This is a genomic window from Pseudoflavonifractor sp. An44, from assembly GCF_002161675.1.
GTDB lineage: Bacteria > Bacillota > Clostridia > Oscillospirales > Oscillospiraceae > Enterenecus > Enterenecus faecium.
This window is the reverse complement of sequence record NZ_NFIH01000001.1, coordinates 128,258-147,042: the sequence shown is the minus strand read 5'-3', so window position 1 is coordinate 147,042 and position 18,785 is coordinate 128,258. Positions and strand designations below refer to the sequence as shown.

At 50.5% G+C, this 18,785-nt stretch carries 17 protein-coding genes and 1 pseudogene; 13 read left to right on the top strand and 5 right to left on the bottom strand.

The features are described from left to right. The first annotated feature begins 36 nt into the window (after positions 1-36). The 10 genes and pseudogenes from B5F98_RS00520 (at position 37) to B5F98_RS00480 (ending at position 7,030) form a co-directional block, all read left to right on the top strand. A complete protein-coding gene (locus tag B5F98_RS00520; protein WP_206418047.1) occupies positions 37-333 on the top strand; it encodes a type II toxin-antitoxin system RelB/DinJ family antitoxin in 297 nt (98 codons plus the stop codon). A gap of 2 nt (positions 334-335) precedes the next feature. After that, on the top strand, positions 336-677 hold the full coding sequence (locus B5F98_RS00515; protein ID WP_087369169.1) for a type II toxin-antitoxin system RelE/ParE family toxin: 342 nt from the start codon (positions 336-338) through the stop codon (positions 675-677). Continuing rightward, positions 667-1,173, top strand: a complete 507-nt coding sequence (locus tag B5F98_RS00510; RefSeq protein WP_087369168.1) for an NUDIX domain-containing protein — start codon at positions 667-669, stop codon at positions 1,171-1,173. Before B5F98_RS00515 ends, B5F98_RS00510 begins: the two co-directional genes overlap by 11 nt. 351 nt (positions 1,174-1,524) lie before the next feature. After that, on the top strand, positions 1,525-1,707 hold the full coding sequence (locus B5F98_RS00505) for a hypothetical protein (protein WP_087369167.1): 183 nt from the start codon (positions 1,525-1,527) through the stop codon (positions 1,705-1,707). Then, positions 1,700-2,755, top strand: coding sequence for an AAA family ATPase (locus B5F98_RS00500; RefSeq protein WP_242961560.1), 1,056 nt, complete (start codon positions 1,700-1,702; stop codon positions 2,753-2,755). Before B5F98_RS00505 ends, B5F98_RS00500 begins: the two co-directional genes overlap by 8 nt. 141 nt (positions 2,756-2,896) lie before the next feature. Next, the gene (locus tag B5F98_RS00495; protein WP_087369165.1) at positions 2,897-4,147 is read left to right on the top strand and encodes a plasmid recombination protein; all 1,251 of its coding nucleotides are present in this window, start codon (positions 2,897-2,899) and stop codon (positions 4,145-4,147) included. Between the two features lie 111 nt (positions 4,148-4,258). Next, positions 4,259-4,417: a hypothetical protein gene (locus B5F98_RS12615; protein ID WP_275532872.1), complete on the top strand. Its 159-nt coding sequence runs from the start codon at positions 4,259-4,261 to the stop codon at positions 4,415-4,417. A gap of 62 nt (positions 4,418-4,479) precedes the next feature. Then, positions 4,480-5,808, top strand: a pseudogene (locus B5F98_RS00490) (type IV secretory system conjugative DNA transfer family protein); the annotation flags it as partial. Beyond that, positions 5,786-6,145: a TrbC/VirB2 family protein gene (locus B5F98_RS00485; protein ID WP_087369164.1), complete on the top strand. Its 360-nt coding sequence runs from the start codon at positions 5,786-5,788 to the stop codon at positions 6,143-6,145. The pseudogene B5F98_RS00490 and the gene B5F98_RS00485, both read left to right, overlap by 23 nt. Positions 6,146-6,193: 48 nt before the next feature. Then, positions 6,194-7,030 carry a hypothetical protein gene (locus tag B5F98_RS00480; RefSeq protein ID WP_087369163.1) on the top strand — a complete coding sequence of 279 codons (837 nt, stop codon included), beginning with the start codon at positions 6,194-6,196 and terminating at the stop codon, positions 7,028-7,030. A gap of 17 nt (positions 7,031-7,047) precedes the next feature. Here the strand turns inward: B5F98_RS00480 and B5F98_RS00475 are convergent, their stop codons facing one another. Then, the gene (locus B5F98_RS00475) at positions 7,048-7,440 is read right to left on the bottom strand and encodes a hypothetical protein (RefSeq protein ID WP_087369162.1); all 393 of its coding nucleotides are present in this window, start codon (positions 7,438-7,440) and stop codon (positions 7,048-7,050) included. An 87-nt stretch (positions 7,441-7,527) separates the two neighbouring features. Here B5F98_RS00475 and B5F98_RS00470 point away from each other — a divergent pair, with 87 nt between their 5' ends. The 3 genes from B5F98_RS00470 to B5F98_RS00460 are packed head-to-tail and all read left to right on the top strand — an operon-like array spanning position 7,528 to position 12,014. Then, positions 7,528-7,890 (top strand): PrgI family protein, encoded by a 363-nt coding sequence (locus B5F98_RS00470; protein WP_087369161.1) that lies wholly within the window; start codon positions 7,528-7,530, stop codon positions 7,888-7,890. Further along, positions 7,887-10,223 (top strand): DUF87 domain-containing protein, encoded by a 2,337-nt coding sequence (locus B5F98_RS00465; protein WP_087369160.1) that lies wholly within the window; start codon positions 7,887-7,889, stop codon positions 10,221-10,223. The genes B5F98_RS00470 and B5F98_RS00465 overlap by 4 nt, the downstream gene beginning before the upstream one ends. Before the next feature lie 54 nt (positions 10,224-10,277). Further along, complete coding sequence (locus B5F98_RS00460; protein WP_164488790.1) at positions 10,278-12,014, top strand: CHAP domain-containing protein; 1,737 nt, start codon at positions 10,278-10,280, stop codon at positions 12,012-12,014. 95 nt (positions 12,015-12,109) lie between these two features. Here B5F98_RS00460 and brxL read toward each other — a convergent pair whose 3' ends face one another. From brxL to B5F98_RS12610, 4 genes are read right to left on the bottom strand one after another with little or no spacing between them, the layout of a single operon-like run. After that, positions 12,110-14,179, bottom strand: coding sequence for a protease Lon-related BREX system protein BrxL (gene brxL / locus B5F98_RS00455; RefSeq protein WP_087369159.1), 2,070 nt, complete (start codon positions 14,177-14,179; stop codon positions 12,110-12,112). Between the two features lie 12 nt (positions 14,180-14,191). Then, the gene (gene pglZ / locus B5F98_RS00450; RefSeq protein ID WP_087369158.1) at positions 14,192-16,780 is read right to left on the bottom strand and encodes a BREX-1 system phosphatase PglZ type A; all 2,589 of its coding nucleotides are present in this window, start codon (positions 16,778-16,780) and stop codon (positions 14,192-14,194) included. A gap of 15 nt (positions 16,781-16,795) precedes the next feature. Beyond that, a complete protein-coding gene (locus tag B5F98_RS00445; protein ID WP_087369157.1) occupies positions 16,796-17,701 on the bottom strand; it encodes a hypothetical protein in 906 nt (301 codons plus the stop codon). Positions 17,702-17,710: 9 nt separating this feature from the next. Continuing rightward, entirely contained in the window at positions 17,711-18,784 is a 1,074-nt protein-coding gene (locus B5F98_RS12610; RefSeq protein WP_143482701.1) for a hypothetical protein, read from the bottom strand. Position 18,785: the final 1 nt, after the last annotated feature.

Sequence of the window (18,785 nt, the reverse complement as noted above, 5' to 3'; positions counted from 1 at the left end):
ATGGTATAATCAGAAACAGAAAGGCAGGTGCTTATGATGGCAACAAAAAGCGCAAATGTAACGGCTCGTGTTCAGCCGGAAATCAAACGGCAGGCGGAGGCGGTTTTGGACAGAATCGGCTTGCCTGTTTCGGTTCTGATCGATACCTTATACAGACAAATTATTATGACGGGCGGCGTTCCGTATTCTCTTACCGTCCCCAAACTGCCAACAAGAGACAGCTTGACCGATGAGCAGTTTAATGCCATGATGGAAAAAGGCTACAATCAAGCGAAATCCGGCGAGGGACTGTCCGTAGACGAAGCCTTTGCCAAAATCCGTGAGGGCATTTGAGTATGCGGTATGAAGTGAAGTTGACTCCGCAGGCTTTTGGGCAAATCGAGGAAACGGTACAGTATATTTCCAAAATTCTCTTGGAACCGGAAATCGCACGGAAGTGGGCGGATACGCTGCAAAGTGAAATTCAAAAGCTGGATTCTATGCCGTCAAGATATCCTCTTACTGAGGAAGAACCGTGGCACACGAAGGGAATCCGCAGAATGCCCGTTAAAAACTTTCTCGTTTACTATCTTGTTGATGAGGAAAAGAAAACCGTATGGGTCACGGCGGTGATCTACGGGCGGAGGGATCAAATTTCAGCGTTGCGTGATATGCCACCGGATAACAATGAACGATAAACTGGGATTTGGAGGTTTTATGAATAAAGATTGGTTATTTACCAGTGATGGATATGTGTGTGGTCTTAGAGCCGCCGGAGTTCTGATTCGGAATAATACGATTTTAGTGCAGAGAGAAATAGACGGAAATGAATATGCTTTGCCGGGTGGTCATATAAAAGTAGGTGAGACACTGGAGGATGGTTTAATTCGTGAAACAATGGAAGAATTGGGGGTTGGAATACGATGCGTTCGTCTTTTGTGGAGCGAAGAATCTTTTTGGGAATGGAATGGCAAGCAAGCTCACACAATTGCTTTTTATTATCAGATCAATCTTTGTGATGAATTGGATATTCCCGAATGCAACGAGTTTGTTTCACAGAAAGATAATTGCAATGTGATTCTTGGTTGGATGCCTATTGAAGAACTCCAAAAAGTAACGATATATCCTGCGTTTTTGAAAGAAGAAATCTATCATCTAAACGAACCAACGAAACATTTTGTTTCAAGGGGATAATCATATTCCCGCTTGCCGAACTGAACGCAACAACTGAATACCGAAAGACAGACCGTTGACACATCGGCTCCCCGGTGAAAAAGTCAACGGTCTTTTTCTCCCCCAAACGCTCCATTATGGCGTATGGCTACGACTGAATAAGAATACATAGCCCTTGCTTTCAAAGGCGATTACAGAGCGAAAAAAGCTCGAAAATCGCCCCGAGAATTTACAGAAAGCAAGGGCTTGTTCTATTTCGGGTGTAAAACACACCCGAAACAAGGTTCTGTCAAGGGCGTAAGCCGCAAAGCGGTCAAAGACCCTTGACAGGTTCTTATTCTCTGGCAGAAACGGAAAGGAGGTGGTGTCTGTGTGCCGAGAATGAGCAAAAAACGGAAACAGGAATGGGCGCTGTTTCTCAATGAGCGAAACCGTATCACCTACAACGAGCTTTGCAGGAGGTGTCAACACGACTGCAAGCAGAGTTTTCGGGTGACGGTTATCGAATGCCCGAACTATCTATCAAAACGAAAAGGAGAAAATCAAAGTGACTGACAATCAAACAAGCGAAGGCGTGGAGCTTGAAATCATCAAGGCAAGCGAGGTCACGCCGAAAGAGGTCAAATGGCTATGGTATCCGTATATCCCATTCGGGAAAGTCACGCTTCTGCAAGGCGATCCCGGCGACGGCAAGAGTAAGTTAATGCTTTCTCTTGCCGCTTTACTTTCCAAAGGCGAAGATCTGCCCTTTTCCGATGAAGAACAGACCGAGCCGCTGACCGTCATCTATCAGACTACGGAGGACGATGCGGACGATACCGTTGTGCCGAGGTTCAACGCCGCAGGGGGCGACGGTGAAAGGCTCATCTTTATCCGAGAGGAAAAGAAAAATCTGACCTTTGGCGATAGTCGTATTCGCAAGGCTGTGGAACAGTACGGCGCAAAGCTGCTGATACTTGACCCTATGAGTTCGTATATCGGCGGCGAGTGTTCTCTGAACAACGCCAACGAAACGAGAGCCGAGTTTAACCACTTGATTACGGTGGCGAGGGACACGGGCTGTGCTATCGTTATTATCGCCCACATGAACAAGATGAAAGATACAAGCCCGCTATACCGCACCAACGGTTCGGTGGATATTGCGGGGGCGGCGAGAAGTATTCTTGCCGTTACGAGGACGGCGAACAAATCCAATCCCGCAGAGCGTTATCTTGTGCAGGTAAAATCAAACCTTGCGCCGACCGGCTCGGCAATTCTCTTTGAGGTTGCCGACAAAGGCGTAAACTTTTTGGACGAGGTGGAGCTGACGGCGGAGGACGCTTTCAAGGAAATCGCTCCGAGAATTGGCAGACCGAACGAGCGTGAAGAAGCGGCGGCGGAATTTATCCGTGAGCTTCTCTCGGACGGCTACCGTTCCGCTGTTGAATGCGAAGCAAAACTTGAAGCCGCAGGCTTCAAGAAGTCAACCTACAAAAAGGCCAAAAAGAAAATCGGCGTTCATTCTGTGAAGGACGGATTTTCTTGGTACTGGTCTTTGCGAGAGGTTGACGAAGCGAACGATAAAAGGCAGGCTGTCGCAGACAATGACGGACTGCCTTTTTGAGCGAGCCGTAAAGGGAGTCGAGGGGGAACGCCTCGCCCACGACATCTTTCAGCTTGCTGAAAGTGTCATAGTGGGTTACGCACTTTGAAAAAGTTGCGTAACCGTTCCCCCGCCCTTTCTGCAGAACTGGAGGTGATGTGATTGGCGGAAGGAAATTTCAGCGTTGTCCGGGTGGATAAAATCACCGCTTCGGGAGCGCAGAAAGTCGAAAGGCACAACGAGCGCAAGAACGAAAGTTACGGAAATATCAATGTAGATTTGGAGCGTTCGCCCCTCAATGTCCACTTCAAGGACACGGGCGGTCTGACCTACAACGAGCTTTTTCAGAAGCTCATCGACGAGGGCAAAATCTCCACCAGAGGACAGAAAGAAGGAGCGACAATCTTCAATGAACTGGTCGTTGACGTGAACACAAGGTACTTTGAGGAACGGGGCGGCTATGAGTATGCCAGGTCGTTCTATGAAGAAGCCTACCGTTTCGCCTGCGGGATTTACGGCGAGGAAAATATCGTCTCGGCGGTCATGCACGCCGATGAAATCAACAAGGCGGTATCGGAGCAGATGGGGAAACCCGTCTACCATTACCACCTCCATATCGTGGCGATACCCACCGTCCGAAAAGAGATACGCTGGTCGAAACGATGTAAGGACGAGGCGTTGAGGGGTACGGTCAAGGAGGTCATCAATCAAGTCTCCCACTCCAAAAAGTGGAAGAACAACGTCCCTGTCCTCGATGAAAACGGAAAGCAGGAAGTGAACAAATACGGAAAGCCTGTGTTCCGCAAGTCCTATTCCGTCCTGCAAGACCAGCTTTTTGAGCATATGACGGCGGCGGGCTTTACGGGCTTTGAGCGTGGCGAATTGGGAAGTACGGCGGAGCATTTGGAAGGTCTGGACTTCCAGATTGAGAAAGACAAGGAACGGCTTGCCGACATTCAGCGGCGCATAGAAGCCGAACAAACGAAATACGAGCCTGCCCACGAAGTCTTTAAGACGGTAAATGAAATCGAGGAAATGGGACAGAAAACCATAACAGGAAAGGTGGCTGTGACAAAAGAAGATTATCAGAAGCTCACGGCTCTTGCAAAGGAGGGCATAACGAGCCGAGGAGAAATCCGACAACTGAACGACAGCGTTTCCTACTATCGACAGAGATACTTCAACGCTTCAAGTTCTTTGGAACGAATGCAGGCGAGGTATGAGGAACTGAAAGAAAAATGCCGTCCGTTTTTGGAGGCAATGGAGCATTTCCCGCAGCTTGTCAAGGCGTTTGTAGACAAGGTAAAGGAACTGTTTGGAGCAAAGGAAGCGCAGGAGCGAAAGGAACGGGAGGACAGGAACGCCGCCCGATCTGAACGCCGCAGAAAAGGCAAAGACGGTTTGGAAAGATAACTCCTTCGACTGTATTGCCGACTTTATAACTTCATCAACACTTAAATATCGGTCTTTGACGGGACATTCGGGAACGGGTGTCCCGTTTTTCTATGAAGGGAGGTGATGACCGTGAAAGAAAAGGAAACCTGCTTTGTCGAGAAAATCGGCGGCACGACATTCATTGTCAATGCGCTACCGTCGGAAAGCGCAAAGCGAACGCAGGAAGAAGTCGTAAAGGCTTTGATTGAGAAAGAAGCGATGGCTTTGGAAGTCGAAACCGCCGCTTGAATTTTTCTACCCGAAGCTGATTTATGAACTTTTTGAAAATTTATCGGAAAACCACTTGACAGAAAGGCGAGCTCTTACGAGACACCGGGAATCTGCTCAAAGCACAGGGCTATGTGATTAAGGTCGTGGATCTCATTAACATGGATCGGAGTCATTGCTACAATCCCTTTGTCTATCTGCGCAGTGACAACGACATCCAGCGCCTGGTGACAAACCTCTTTAAGAACACCACCCCCAAAGGGACGCAAAGTCAGGACCCATTTTGGGACCAGGCTGCCACCATGCTTTTGCTGGCGCTGGTGTTCTATCTTCACTACGAAGCGCCGGAAGATGAGCAGAACTTTCCCATGGTGATGGAGATGATTCGAGCAGGCGAGGTTCGGGAGGAAGATGAGAGCTACCAATCTCCCTTGGATGAGCTCTTTGACCGGCTGGAACGCCGCAATCCGGAGCACATCGCCTTGAAGTACTACCGCAGTTACCACTCGGGCTCGGCGAAGACCTTGAAGTCCATCCAGATTACCCTGATTTCCCGCCTGGAGAAGTTTAATCTGGAGTCACTGGCGGGAATTACCCAAACTGATGAGATGGAGCTGGGAGACCTGGGGGAGCGTAAGACTGCGGTTTTTGCGGTGATCCCGGACAATGACAGCTCCTTTAATTTCATCGTTGGAATGCTGTATACCCAGCTGTTCCAGCAGCTTTACTACCAGGCAGATGTGGTGCATGGAGGACGGCTTCCAGTCCATGTGCACTTTGTCATGGACGAGTTTGCCAATGTGGCACTGCCGGATGAATTTGACAAGCTGCTGGCCACCATGAGAAGCCGTGAGATCTCTGTATCCATCATCATTCAGAACCTGGCCCAGCTGAAGGCTCTGTTTGAAAAGCAGTGGGAAAGTATCGTGGGAAACTGCGATGAGTTTCTCTATCTGGGAGGGAATGAACAGTCCACCCATGAGTATGTGTCCAAACTGCTGGGCAAGGAGACCATTGACACCAACACCTATGGGCAGTCCAGAGGCCGAAATGGCAGTTACTCCACCAACTGGCAGCTGGCAGGCCGAGAGCTTATGACCCCGGATGAAGTGCGCATGTTGGATAACCGATATGCGCTTTTATTTATTCGAGGCGAGCGCCCCATTATGGACCTGAAATATGACATAATGAGGCATCCCAACCTGGCCCTTACTGCAGACGGAGGGTCACCTGCCTATATCCACGGAGCGGACACCCATAGCTATGCCAGCATCACATTTGACCCGGAACTGTTGAGCAACGCCTTGGAATATGCAGAGGCTGAGACACAATTTGAGCTTCTCTCTGAAGAGGAGCTGGAAGAATATTTGAATCATTTGGAGGAAGAACATGAAAAACAACATCAAGAATAAGCAGAGCGCTCATCGAAAGCTGACAACCCATGATGAGGTCAAGAAAGGGTTCCGCCGCTATGCCATGACAGTGCTCTCTGCGGCCATTGTCTGTGGACTGGCCAGTCCCGCCTTCGCCGCAGGGAATGATCCCCTCACTGTGGTCAATAACCTGTCGGAGTTTATCTTCGGCCTCATCCGGGCGATTGGCTTAATCCTTTTGGGGTGGGGCATTGTCCAGGTGGGCCTGTCGTTCCATGCCCATGACCCCTCTCAGCGGGCCAATGGATTTCTGACTGTGGCTGGCGGAATTGTCGTCACTTTTGCCAAAGAGATCCTGAACTTGATTGTGGGTTGATGGCTGGAAGAAGAATCACACGTAACTGTCGGGAAAGGAGGTGCTGGAATGTCGGATAACTGGGTGGTTCAAAATTTGCAGAATGCTCTGGACACCTGGAACGGAAAGCTGGGCGAAATATGGACCCTCATTACACAGTCTCCGGAGAGCTTTAAGGGTGGTGAGATTTGGCAGGTTGTGGTCAATATCCACGGAGCTTTGCAGGCCATTGGATATGCACTGCTGGTGCTGTTTTTCCTCACGGGGCTGGTCAGAACCTGCGGGTCGTTTGCCGAAGCAAAACGGCCGGAGCAAGTGGTCAGACTGTTCGTTCGGTTTGCCATCGCCAAAGGGGCGATCACGTACGGAATGGAACTGATGCTGGCGCTGCTGGCCGTTGTCCAGGGAACAATCTCCACTATCATGAATGCCGCAGGACTGGGCGTGATACAGGAGACTGTTCTTCCCTCAGAGATTGTTGATGCCATCGAAGCGTGCAGTTTTGTGGACAGCATACCACTCTGGGCCATTACCTTGATTGGAGGCCTGTTTGTGTGGGTGCTGTCCTTTGTCATGATTCTCAGTGTATATGGCCGCTTCTTTCGGATGTATATGTACACAGCCATTGCGCCCATTCCGCTGTCCACGTTTGCAGGTGCGCCCAGCCAGAGCGTAGGAATCAGTTTTTTAAAGAGCTACGCCGCTGTCTGCCTTGAAGGGGCCATCATTGTGCTGGCTTGTATTATTTTCTCTGTGTTTGCCGCATCACCGCCGGTGGTCAACCCGGATGCAGAAGCGGCAACCATGGTGTGGAGCTATGTGGGAGAGCTGATCTTCAACATGCTGATCCTGGTAGGCGCTGTAAAGATGGCTGACCGGGTGGTGCGGGAGATGATGGGGCTGTAAGAAAAAACGGCACCGACTCAGCGGTCGGTGCCGTAAATGACTGGTTTCCCAGTCCTGGGGTCAATGAGATTTCCGTTTTCATCAAAAGTAATACCGTCCATGGGCACGCCCTGTTCCCGGGCGCGATGGATCTGCCAGAGCATATCTTCTTCCATGAAGCGTCTGTGCCGAATGGTTCGGGCCAGAGTGACAATCCAGGAGAGTATCACAGCGGCCAGCAGGAAATAGAACACGGCCATCACCAGCGCTTCATGCCGGGAGACCCAGCTGTTGAATGGGGTGGTGAAGGAAGCGATGAGCAGATACAGCACGGGAATGGTCAGGCGGAGTTTGCCGGCGACTTTGAGGATTAGAGAGAGAACGGCCAGCCCAATGGAGATACAAAGAGACAGAAGAAGCATTGCGGTCATAATCGTACACCTCTTTTTTGTTGGATGGCCCCATCATACCAGACAAGCAAGTGAATGTAAAATGTGCAAATACAAGGAGGCAGAACTTTGGAAGTAAAAATCAATCGGGAAATTCGGGATTACACCGAGTCGCTGTTCTTCGGGCTGTCCATGCGACAGTCCTTTTTTTCAATCTTGGCCATTGCAGTCGCAGTCGGCTTTTATTTTTGGCTCAAACCCTATGTGGGGACACAGGGGGTGAGCTGGCTATGCGTGCTCAGTGCGCTTCCTTTTGGCGCGATGGGGTTTGTCCGTTACCACGGTATGACGGCAGAGAAGTTTTTCTGGGCATGGATTCGTTCCGAGATCCTGGAGCCGAAACAGCTGGTATTCCGAGGCAATAACATCTATTACGAAGCATGGAAGAGCATCAAGACAGAGCGGAAGAAGAGAGGAGAGAAACATAGATGATTAAGACGATCAGAAGACTGATGCATCAGGAAAAAGAACGGTATCGACTGCCTGGCAAGGTACAGGACGTGATTCCCATTCAGACCATGTGGGAGGATGGAATCTTCCAGTCTGGAAGCAAGTTTTCCAAGACTTTTCGCTTCCAGGACATCAACTACCTGGTAGCATCCAAAGAAGATAAAGAGGCTATGTTCCTGGACTATTCTGAATTGCTGAATAGCTTGGACAGCGGAGCCAGCACTAAAATTACGATTTTTAACCATGTGGTCAACCGAGGAGAGTTCGAGGAGTCCATTCTCATGCCGCTTCGAGGAAATGAGCTGGACGAATACTGTATGGAGTGCAACCAGATGCTCCTGGATAAAGCTACCGGCGGAACCAGGATGGTGCAGGAAAAATTCATTACAACTTCTGTGCCAAAGAAAGATATTCAGGAAGCCCGCACCTACTTTGCACGGGTTGGAGCGGATTTTTCCAGCCACTTTGCCGTTCTGGGCTCCAAGTGTGCGGAACTGAGTGCCGTAGACCGCCTGAAAATCTTCCACACGTTCTTCCATCCCGGTGACACCGCAGAGTTTCATCTGGACCTCAAGGATATGATGAAGAAAGGACATGATTTCCGGGACTATATCTGTCCGGACTCCCTGGAAAAACACAGTGACTATTTGAGAATTGGGGGACGATATGCTCGGGTGCTATATCTCAAGGACTACGCCTCCTATATCAAGGACTCTATGGTGACCGAGTTGACCGATTTGAACCGGAGCCTGATGCTCTCCATTGACATCAACCCGGTGCCCACCGATGAGGCCATTCGCGGTATCGAGAATACCCTGCTGGGTGTGGAGAAGAACATCACCGATTGGCAGAGGCGCCAGAACGCCAACAACAATTTTTCTGCTGTGGTCCCCTATGACATGGAGATGCAGAGAAAGGAGACCAAGGAATATCTCAATGACATGACGGTACGAGACCAGAGAATGATGTTTGCCGTTATCACAATGGTTCATGTGGCGAACACCAAGGAGCAGTTGGACAGCGACACGGAGGCCATCCTGGCCATTGCCCGTAAGCATATGTGCCAAATGGCGGTGCTCCGGTATCAGCAGTTGGATGGATTGAAGACGGTTTTGCCGTTTGGAGTACGTAAGATCCATGCCTTTCGCACCCTTACAACCGAGTCCGTCGCGGTGTTCATGCCCTTCAAGGTCCAGGAAATTATGGACAAGGGCGGTATCTACTTCGGAGAAAACGCCATCTCCCACAATCCCATCATGTGCAACCGGGAAAATTTGATGAACCAGTCCACCTTTATGTTGGGCGTGTCTGGGTCCGGAAAATCGTTTTCGGCCAAGATGCTGATTTTCTCTCTGCTTCTGAGCACAGAAGACGACATTTTGATCTGCGATCCAGAAGGCGAGTATGCAACCATGCTGCGTGGCCTTCAGGACGTCTCCACCATCCATGTTTCTGCCAGTGGAGGGGACAGGCTGAATGCCATGTATATGGTGGAGGGGTATGGAGCGAACAATCCCATTGTGGTGAAATCTCAATTCATTATGTCCCTGGTAGAGCAGATCGATAAGAAAGGCGTGGGGCCTCAGCACAAGTCTATCATCGACCGCTGTACTGCTGCGGTGTACCATGAAGCAGAACAGAGCGGGATCGTGCCCACTCTGAATACCCTGCGGCTGAAGCTGTTGGAGCAGCCGGAACCGGAGGCAAAGCAAGTTGCACTGTCCCTGGAGCTGTATACCACAGGTTCGCTGGATATCTTCGGACATCACAGCAATGTGGACCTGGATAAGAGGGTGGTGGTATTCGACATTCACGGGCTGGGGGAGCAGCTGAAGCCTGCGGGACTTCTGGTGATTACCGATACCATGCTCAACCGTGTGACTCTGAACTGGAAGAAGGGAAAGCGGACGCATGTGTTTATCGATGAGTTCCATGTGGTGTTTGAGAATGAATTTTCAGCTGCATTCTTCAATTCCGCCTGGCGTCAGTTCCGCAAGCGCAATGCCTACCCCACGGCCATTACCCAGAATGTAGAGTACCTGTTGGACTCTGTGCAGGCCAGTACCATGCTTTCCAACAGTGAATTCATTGTGATGTTCAACCAGGCGGCTCAGGACCGGGAGAAGCTGGCCAAGCTTTTGAATATCTCCAATGAACAGATGAGCTATGTGACCAATGCAGAGCCTGGATGCGGACTGATCAAATATGGCGGTGCCTTGGTGCCGTTTGTCAACCATTTTCCCAAGGATACAAAAATGTATCAGCGGATGACGACCCGACCCGGCGAGGGTGATTTTGCAGGAGGACAGGCGTGATGCCTGTCCTCCTTTTGCGCTTTATGGGCGGAACAGAGAAAGGAAAGTGATACTGTGGCAGATATCAAAACCAGGGAAAAGATGCAAAACATTAAGATACTGGACAGAGCAGCCGCAGCAGGGCAGCACATGCGGGGGGCGGCCGATCGCATCCGTGCGCGAGCAGACCGTTTATCTGGTGGTGAACAGAACTCCCCTTCAGAGTATGCATCCGACAATCTGCAAAGTGCCTTAGAGGATGGCATCGCCGATGCCGGTCATGCTGGATGGTCCACAGGAGTAAAGGCGGTGGAGAAGGGCAGGACAGCTTATATGCACCGGAAACGACGCAAGCAGGCAGAAAAGATGGAAATAGCAAGGGGAGAGTGGACGCCTGAGACGGAAGACAGAGGTGGAGCATGCCCCCAACCAGACCGGCAGGACAGTAAGCGGACCAAGACCAAGAGAATCAAGACGAGAACCGAAACATCACAACCGACTGGTGTCGGGAAATCGGTAAAGACTACACCGAAATCCACGAAAACAACTGCAAAACATGCGGCCAGAATTTCACCGGAAGCCCCTGAAAAGGCCGCTCAGGCAGCCAAACAATCTGCTGTTACCACCTGGAAAGCATCTCGAATGGCACTGCAGCGGGCGGGAGGTACGGTGAAACAGTCTCCTGTGACGCTCCGTACAGCAGGGCGTGCTGCGGCCTCTGCGGCTAAGGCCGTCATGGCCGGGACAAAGTCTCTGGTGACTGCAATCGCGGCAGGTGGATGGGTGGTAGTGGCCATCGTAGTCGTAATCTGTGTCATCGCATGGGTTGTCGCCTCTTGCTTTGGCATCTTCTTTTCCAATGAGGGCAGAGGTGACGAATTGACCATGAGACAGGTGGTGCAGACAATCAATGAGAAGTATCAGAATAAATTAGATGACATCAAGGCATCGGTGAGCTACGATGTGCTGGAAATGTCGGGCTCTCGTGCGGTGTGGCCGGAAGTGCTTGCTGTTTATGCGGTCAAGACCACCATGGACCCAGAGCGGCCCCAGGAAGTGGCCACTATGACAGAAGAAAAGCAGCAGCTGCTGGAGGAAATCTTCTGGGCAATGAATCGAATTGATTACGATTTGGAGGACAAGGTAGAGAAGAAACTTGTGGAGACAGATGATGGGAACGGAACGATTATAGAGGAAGAGGTGAGTGTGACCAATACCTATCTCCGAATCACCGTCAGTCACAAGACGGCCCAGGAGATGGCGGAAGAATACGGATTTCACCAGGAACAGAAGGAGATGCTGGGGGAATTGCTGGCTGATGAAAATTCTGTTCTCTGGTCATCGGTTCTGTACGGCATCACAGCGTCCGATGGACAGATTGTCGCCGTTGCACTCTCCCAAGTGGGGAACTTGGGGGGTGAACCGTACTGGTCCTGGTATGGATTCCACTCCCATGTGGAGTGGTGCGCTTGTTTTGTGTCCTGGTGCGCCAATGAGTGCGGATATATTGAGAACGGTGTGATTCCCAAGTTTGCGGGCTGCGTTACCGGTGTCAGATGGTTTAAGGAACGAGGGCAGTGGGCGGACAACAGCATGGAACCATCGCCTGGTACACTGATTTTCTTCGATTGGGATGATCCTAGCGGCATCTCTGGCTCGCAGGACGGTGTCCCTGACCATGTTGGCATTGTGGAGAAGGTGGAAGACGGGCGGGTGTACACCATTGAAGGAAACTCCGGAGACGCCTGCAGACAGCGAAGCTATCCTGTTGGGTATTATGAGATTATGGGGTACGGGGTGCCTATGTGCTAAAAGTGCTCTTTTGGCAGAGCTGCAATGTCTGTAGACAATATGAGAGAACGGCCCAGCCAATGGAGGCTGGGCCGTTTGCAATCACATCCATTTTTCTATTCCACACCCAGTGCCTTAAATACGGCTTCCTGCGCAGTTGTATAGAAGATGATACTAAAAGATCCCATCAAATCTGGAGGAACACTGCCCAGATCTACAGCTGAGGTAATTGGGAGCAGAATCTTTTTTGCACCGCTGTCCAGACAAACTTGGAGGACATTGGCCAACTCATCCACTTTGGTGATGGCCCCGCTGATGCTGATCTCGCCCAAAACCGCAAGACTGCTGAGGGTTGGCTTGTTTAAGGCTGCGGAAGCAATGGCAATCACTGTGGGAAGAGCGAGAGACTTGGTCATGCCAATCCCATTGAGATCCTGATAATTGGTGATATAGTCCTTTTGGGTGGTGCTGATGGAACGGGATATGCCACTGCCATTGGCCTTGAGAAAGTTGAAGGCGGTATTGGCAGCTTCTTTGGCTTCTCGATCACTGCCTAGCCCAGTGCGTTCGAATTTACCATTCCCGGGCAACATTTGGGTTTCTAGACGGAAAACACCAACCATGCCAGATTTTCCATGGGATACCGTATAGACGGTGCCAGGGTTGGCCATGCCTTCCGGAATTAACTTGCCTCCGCCTTGTTCTGGCACAGATACAAAACGCTCTTCGAAGGACTCATTATCGATGTAAGAGAAGTTCACATCATAGAACTCCATGCCGCCAATTTTTTTGAGTTGTTCCTTTACTCTCCGGCGCATTTCCAAGGCATAGGTCAGGATTTCCTCCATGTCTTCCCGTGAAAAGATGCCATCAGGGTAGAGAAGCTTGGTAAAGCCAGAGACCATTTTGCGAACGGCAATGGTATCTCGTTGGTTGAGGTTGCGGCCAAAGCGGAAGTACCGGTCGCAGGCATCGCCCCAGGGCTCTTTGCGCATTTCCCGCATAAATTCGGCCAGATAATCAGTGATAAACCCGTAGTCATTGGTGAAAAAGTCGGGGCGATACTTTGGAATTTCCCAACCTGGTATGTAACAATGCATGCGATCCAAAAAGGCAGTATCATATGCCATGGCGTAGGGAAAGGGTTCGAAAAGATGTGAAGTCTTGAGCAACACATCCACACTTTGGTTGATATTGCCCACAAAGACCATGGAGGCACTGGCGGATTTTTCTTCTTTTCCACGGGCAAAGGAGCCAGAGGCCATATAGTCCTTCATGATCTGTACGCCGTCTTTATCTTTGAACGTGATACCAGCCACTTCGTCGAAGGCCACACAATCCCAAAGTCCAACCAATCCAACTGTTTTGGTGCTCATGTTGTAAAAGAGATTGGCCACCGTGGTTTGACCGCCGGATACCAGAATACTGTTGGGGGAGATCTCCTTGTAGAGGTGGGACTTGCCGGTACTTCGAGGACCAAGCTCGCAGAGATTGAAGTTGTTTTCCACCAGGGGAAGCATACGGGCCAGGAGAAGCCACTTTTCACGCTGGGTGAATTTATCAGCTTCCATGCCGGTGGAGCGGAGAAGCAGAGACAACCACTCCTCTTTGGTAAAATATTTCCTGGCATTTTTGATTTCGGACAGGTCGATATGGGGCATCTGAATAGGGGTGACTTTGCGAATCTGAATGGGGGAGTTGTGTTTGTCCTCCTCGCAGAATTCATAATCTAGCTGCACGATGCACCAGATACCGCCACAGAGCAGTCGGTCATATTGAGATACATACTCTGCTGCAATGGGAATATTTTTAATGCCCAAATTGGAGAAGTCTGCCTCATAACGGTCCAGCTTGATGTTGAGTTTGACGGTGAGCCGGTCGATGACAGTATAGCTGCCTCGTTCTCGCAGGAGAGAGAGTACCTTTTGGGCCTCATCGGGCCGAACGAAATTGTCTGAGAGAATGTGTTTTACATTTTGCACACCCTTCTCAATCACTTCTTCATCGTCTGAGCTGCAATACTGTCCCAACAGGAACTCCAGCACATAGACAGGGACATTTGCACCCTCTTTGATGGACTTGGTCAGATCTTTACGGACGATGCGTCCGTCAAAGTATTGCCGTAGCTTTTGGTTTAAAACAGCATTGGCGTCATCTGTTTGATTTTCTGTTTTCCAGTCATCCATATCGGTTTCTCCTTATAAGTCAAACCCAAAATCATCTGCCAGGGCAATGTCGATGTGAAATTCAGCCTCTTCTGGCACATCCACGTTATTGCTGATGACCAGGCGGTAAATCTCGTTTCGGTCGTAGCTGCCAGCCTTCAGATTAAACCGGACCCGGAAGACTCGTTCCGAGGCGTTGCTGCTGGTGCGATCGGCGATGATGCTCTGGCGATCGCTGACTAAGACGCCCTGGTCATCCGTCATATAGATGGTGTAGGTACAGGGCTGAACCTTATCGCTGATGGGCTGGCGCTGGAAAAAGTCCAGAGAGAAGATCAGGTTGGTGATCTTTCGGCTTTCACTGAGCAGACCCAACTGTGCATTAGAGAGCTCCACAAATTGCTTGCTGCTGGTGCGCAGATTCTTAAAGACGATCACTGGGACTACCATCTCTTGCAAGCTGATTCCGCCGTGGACGTAATTTTCTCCGCCGCCCTTCACCTTGATACGGGTGGTGTCCTGAGGGGCATATCCCTGGACAGGGGTGCCCCTCAACTGCCCATCCAACTGAATGGGCAACAGATAGTTGGCAGTGGTATCTGGTGTGGTCAGAGCATAGCGTCTGCCCAGCTCCAGAACGCTCCCCTCAAAGGCATCCTTGCTCAGCTTGTCACGCTCCAAAAGAGGGCTGTAAGTGTAGAGAAAACCGTGGTCTGACGTGATGAAAATGTCGGTTCCTTGCATATCGTTGATGATGATGCGCAGCAGGTTGGAAAGCTCCTGGACGGTGTCTTCGCAGGCTTCAAAGACCTTTTGCTCTGTGGCGGACTTGTCCCCGATGGCGTCGATGGTGTTGTGGTAGATGTAGACCACATCCATCCCGGTGACCAATTCCCGCCGCTCTGCGCGCTTCATGCTCAAAACATCGCTGTACTGGACGGCCACGCTCTTGGGATTGGCAGCACAGAGAACTTTCTGGCGTTCCGCAGTGGAGCGGGTGGGCATTCCATCGGCCAATACCTCCATGTCGTCGGTAATGGACAGTTCCTTACCAGACAGCAATGCTGCCATACCAAACTTGGTAATAGAGGGGAAGGTGGCCTGTACTGACTCCAGTTTGGCGTTGCCTTTTGTGGTGCGCACCACCGTCTCACACAGCTCTGAGGCCACCTCGTAGCGGAGGGCGTCAGAGATGATGACAAAGGCGCGGGCCTTTTTACTGGCCAGAGGCCGAATATAGCGGCTGTAAAAATCCCGTTGCCTGCGGATCTCTGACACATAGCCCAGAGCGGCCCAGTCGTCCGCACTTGCGTTGGTCCAGCTGGCAGTCAGTTCCCGAAGGAACCAGTTCTGATATAGTCCCTCCACATACTGAGAGGTATGCTTCAGCTTATCCTCCAAAACAGCATTGCTATCCTTGAGGGAGGTACCAAAGTGAAGATGGAAATGGCGGTAATCAGAATCCATTTGGTAGGCGCTTTCGGTGTAGAGCTTCCAGATGGACTGTGGCTCCACGATGTGGAATCCGCCTGCGTTGTCCTGGTAGTAATGCTGCATTCGAGCCACATAATAGAGACACTCGTAATAGGGGGCAAACAGTTCATACCAACCGGAGGTGCGGCGGTTTTCCACAACTTTTAAAATCAGCTCTGTCCGAACGACCTGGTTGGAAATCTCGTCAAAGAAGCGTTTTAGAATGCTCTCGTGAAGAGCGGGGAAAATGTCACCGGTGAGCAGCGCCTCCACCTCCTGCTTGTCAAAGCGGGTTGGGAGCTGCAACGCTTGCTCCACATTGCGGCAGAGCTCCAATAAAATGGCGTTGTCCTCTCGATTTTGCCATTCGTGGATCATGCTGTAACAATAGGCACGGTTGGAGTCAGAGAGAAAACGTTCCAGACCGTTGAACACACTGGCGCTCATGGTCTGAGACAGTGCGGTCAACAGCACATGAGCGGCAAAGCCGTCCAGGGAACGGCCTTCTTCATACTGGTATCCGGTGTATTTGCGCACCAGCTGCCAGAAGGCGTCTATGTTGCCAAACTTGCCGATGTTGACCAAGGGCATGTTTTCCGATGCATCCATCCCGTGGGAGAGGACGGCAATGAAGACATCTTGAGCAGATCCGCCGGGGACGCCTGCCAAGACGGCCATCACATCAATGTGAAACTGGATGGGGGCCTCATAGCTGCGTCCGATCTTTTGCAGCTTGGCCTTGCGCTCTTTGCTATCCAGAAATTTAGTGTAGAGCTTCACCGTTTTGCGCATGGCAGGCCCAGAGGCAACGTTCAGCTCGCTCATGAGCATGGATATATAGTCTGCCCGGTACTCCTCGCTGAATAGCTCAATATCTCTCAGCCAGTTCTCTTTGGAGTTTTCGTAGGCAAAGGGGTTGTAGATGAGAAAATGGCTGGTGAGATCGTCGTGGAGCAGCAGCTTCTTGACTGCAAAGTTGTTGGAGCCAGTGAGCTTGATGATCTGCACACCTGGCAGATCCAGCTCGTCCACCATGGCCTCGAACTCCCGGTCCTCATCCTGCCAGAAGATGATGTGACGTTGATGAAATTCGGGCAGGGGAGCGGCAAAACGCTCGCTCAGGTTAGATTGTATGGATTCGATGGACATGGTGGACTCCTCCTATTATTCTTTCACTTTCTCCGCAATCTTTGCTATTTTTGATGCAATGGCCTTTGTGGACTCAAGTTCCTCTCGCTTTTGCTTCCACTGTCGCAGGATCATAAAAATTGCTTCTTGCATGATAGGAAAATATTCAATGCAATCTTCCTCTGCAAGTTCGTGGATTCCCTTGCTGATTATACCATAGATCCCTTTGTTCTCTGTGAGTATAGCGGGGAGGTAGCCACGAAGCATATGAATTCTTTGATCCATTTTTGCTTTTTGATAGTTATCAAGATTAAACTTTTGGTCCCCGATAGCATAATCTTTCGCTTTATCAATGATGCGTTCAAAGACCCGGCGAAGATAAACATAGGATCCTACTCCAATACCTTGGGCATACAGACCAATCGCTCTACGTAGTTCCTTTCGATCTTCACTTGAAATATCTTTTTTGTAGACATCAAGTTCGGGAAATGTCAAGTCTGCTACCGATGGGTATTGGCCAATTTTGCGCATTTTGTTAGAACGCGTAGTCACAATATAGTCTAAATGATGTTCTGGATGCAGAGTGCATACAAATTGAAATGAAATTACACCCGTATAGTAATCAGTGACCAATGTGTTCCAGACCCATTCCGTACCATATCGAGGTACTAATGAAAACGCTTTATCAGTTGCTTGATTATTTTGGATTTGTTGTAGAACATTAGAGAGTTTTTCGGCAGTATAGGTGTTCTCTTCTGCGCCAAGAAAACATGGGAGGGGTGCCATTGTAAAAATGCGATTTGCACCACATTCTTTGCAATAGACATCCAGCCGAACATCTCCAGCAATCAGTGAAATTAAATCCTGAATATTTTCTTGTGTTATAGCTATTTCATCATATAAGCCACTGTTTTGCAAAAAATCCGCAAAGACATTACCCATAACAATCCCTCACTTAATCTTTGCCAGCACATCGCCAAATTTGGCGTAGTTCACCTTTACCCCATCATCCAGGTCAATTTCAATGTTCTGATCCGCCAGGTGGTGAATCTTTTCCTCGTAGGCTTGCAGCTCTAGGCTTTGTTCCTGGAGCTTTTTCTGCTGCTTGGTCAGGCGGACACGGTCGGATCCGGAGACGTGCTCCAGGGAATCGGCCAGATGGGAGAGCTGGGTGCGGTAGCGCTCTTGCTGCTCATGGACATAGTCGGTGCGCATCCGGGCCAGCAAATCCCGCTGATAGCGGTGCAGGTAGATGAGGGCCTTGAAACCATTCTTTTTGCCGCTGTCAAACAGCCAGTAGATGGGCCGCTTTTGATAGGTCTTGCAGTGGCCTTTGAAAAAGTCACTCAGGAAATAGGACCGAATGACTTCCCGGGGAGAGCCTTTCCCGCCCAGAGCATCGGCAATGAATCTCAGGTTTTCCTCCAGAGTGTCCTCACCGTACACGGCCTTGACCCACTTCACAAACCGCCCGGTGATGTCATCGTCAAAGTAGTCGTCGTCGCAGATGGGGATGATGTTGTCACGGTCTGGCTCAAACGTCAGCGTGGTGGCTTTGTCGGGATCGTCGTTGTCACGCAGCTTGTAGTAATGCGCTTGGGCCAGACTCACGCCTGCATAGCCAGCACCTGGGAGGAGAGAGCCGTCTTTGTTGCAGGGGGCAGGGCCTTTGAACAGCCAGTACACATCGTCAAAGTTCCCGCCGGCAAAGACCAGCCCATCCTTGTCCAGGCAGTAGCGGCCAAACATGCAGCCCACTGCATAGGAGAGAAGGGACACAATCTCATCCCGGAGGGTGCGGACGTAGTTGCTCCCCTTCATGGACTCGGGGACATCGTCCTTGGTGTTGAAAATCCGATGTACGGTGACATCCTTGTCGGCCACCTCGGGGGTCAGCTCGTCCTGGAGACCGTAGATGTCAATGAAAATGCGGTTCAGCTCCTCCTCATTGGCTTTGAGCTGCTGAAACCGGGCTTCACATTCCGCCTGCCAGGCGGTGAATTTGTTGGAAATTAATTGTCCCATG

Coding starts and splice junctions, on each gene's coding strand:
- B5F98_RS00520 (WP_206418047.1), top strand. CDS start 37: ATGGCAACAAAAAGCGCAAATGTAACGGCTCGTGTTCAGCCGGAAATC.
- B5F98_RS00515 (WP_087369169.1), top strand. CDS start 336: ATGCGGTATGAAGTGAAGTTGACTCCGCAGGCTTTTGGGCAAATCGAG.
- B5F98_RS00510 (WP_087369168.1), top strand. CDS start 667: ATGAACGATAAACTGGGATTTGGAGGTTTTATGAATAAAGATTGGTTA.
- B5F98_RS00485 (WP_087369164.1), top strand. CDS start 5,786: ATGAAAAACAACATCAAGAATAAGCAGAGCGCTCATCGAAAGCTGACA.
- B5F98_RS00480 (WP_087369163.1), top strand. CDS start 6,194: ATGTCGGATAACTGGGTGGTTCAAAATTTGCAGAATGCTCTGGACACC.
- B5F98_RS00475 (WP_087369162.1), bottom strand. CDS start 7,440: ATGACCGCAATGCTTCTTCTGTCTCTTTGTATCTCCATTGGGCTGGCC.
- B5F98_RS00465 (WP_087369160.1), top strand. CDS start 7,887: ATGATTAAGACGATCAGAAGACTGATGCATCAGGAAAAAGAACGGTAT.
- brxL (WP_087369159.1), bottom strand. CDS start 14,179: ATGGATGACTGGAAAACAGAAAATCAAACAGATGACGCCAATGCTGTT.
- pglZ (WP_087369158.1), bottom strand. CDS start 16,780: ATGTCCATCGAATCCATACAATCTAACCTGAGCGAGCGTTTTGCCGCT.
- B5F98_RS00445 (WP_087369157.1), bottom strand. CDS start 17,701: ATGGGTAATGTCTTTGCGGATTTTTTGCAAAACAGTGGCTTATATGAT.
- B5F98_RS12610 (WP_143482701.1), bottom strand. CDS start 18,784: ATGGGACAATTAATTTCCAACAAATTCACCGCCTGGCAGGCGGAATGT.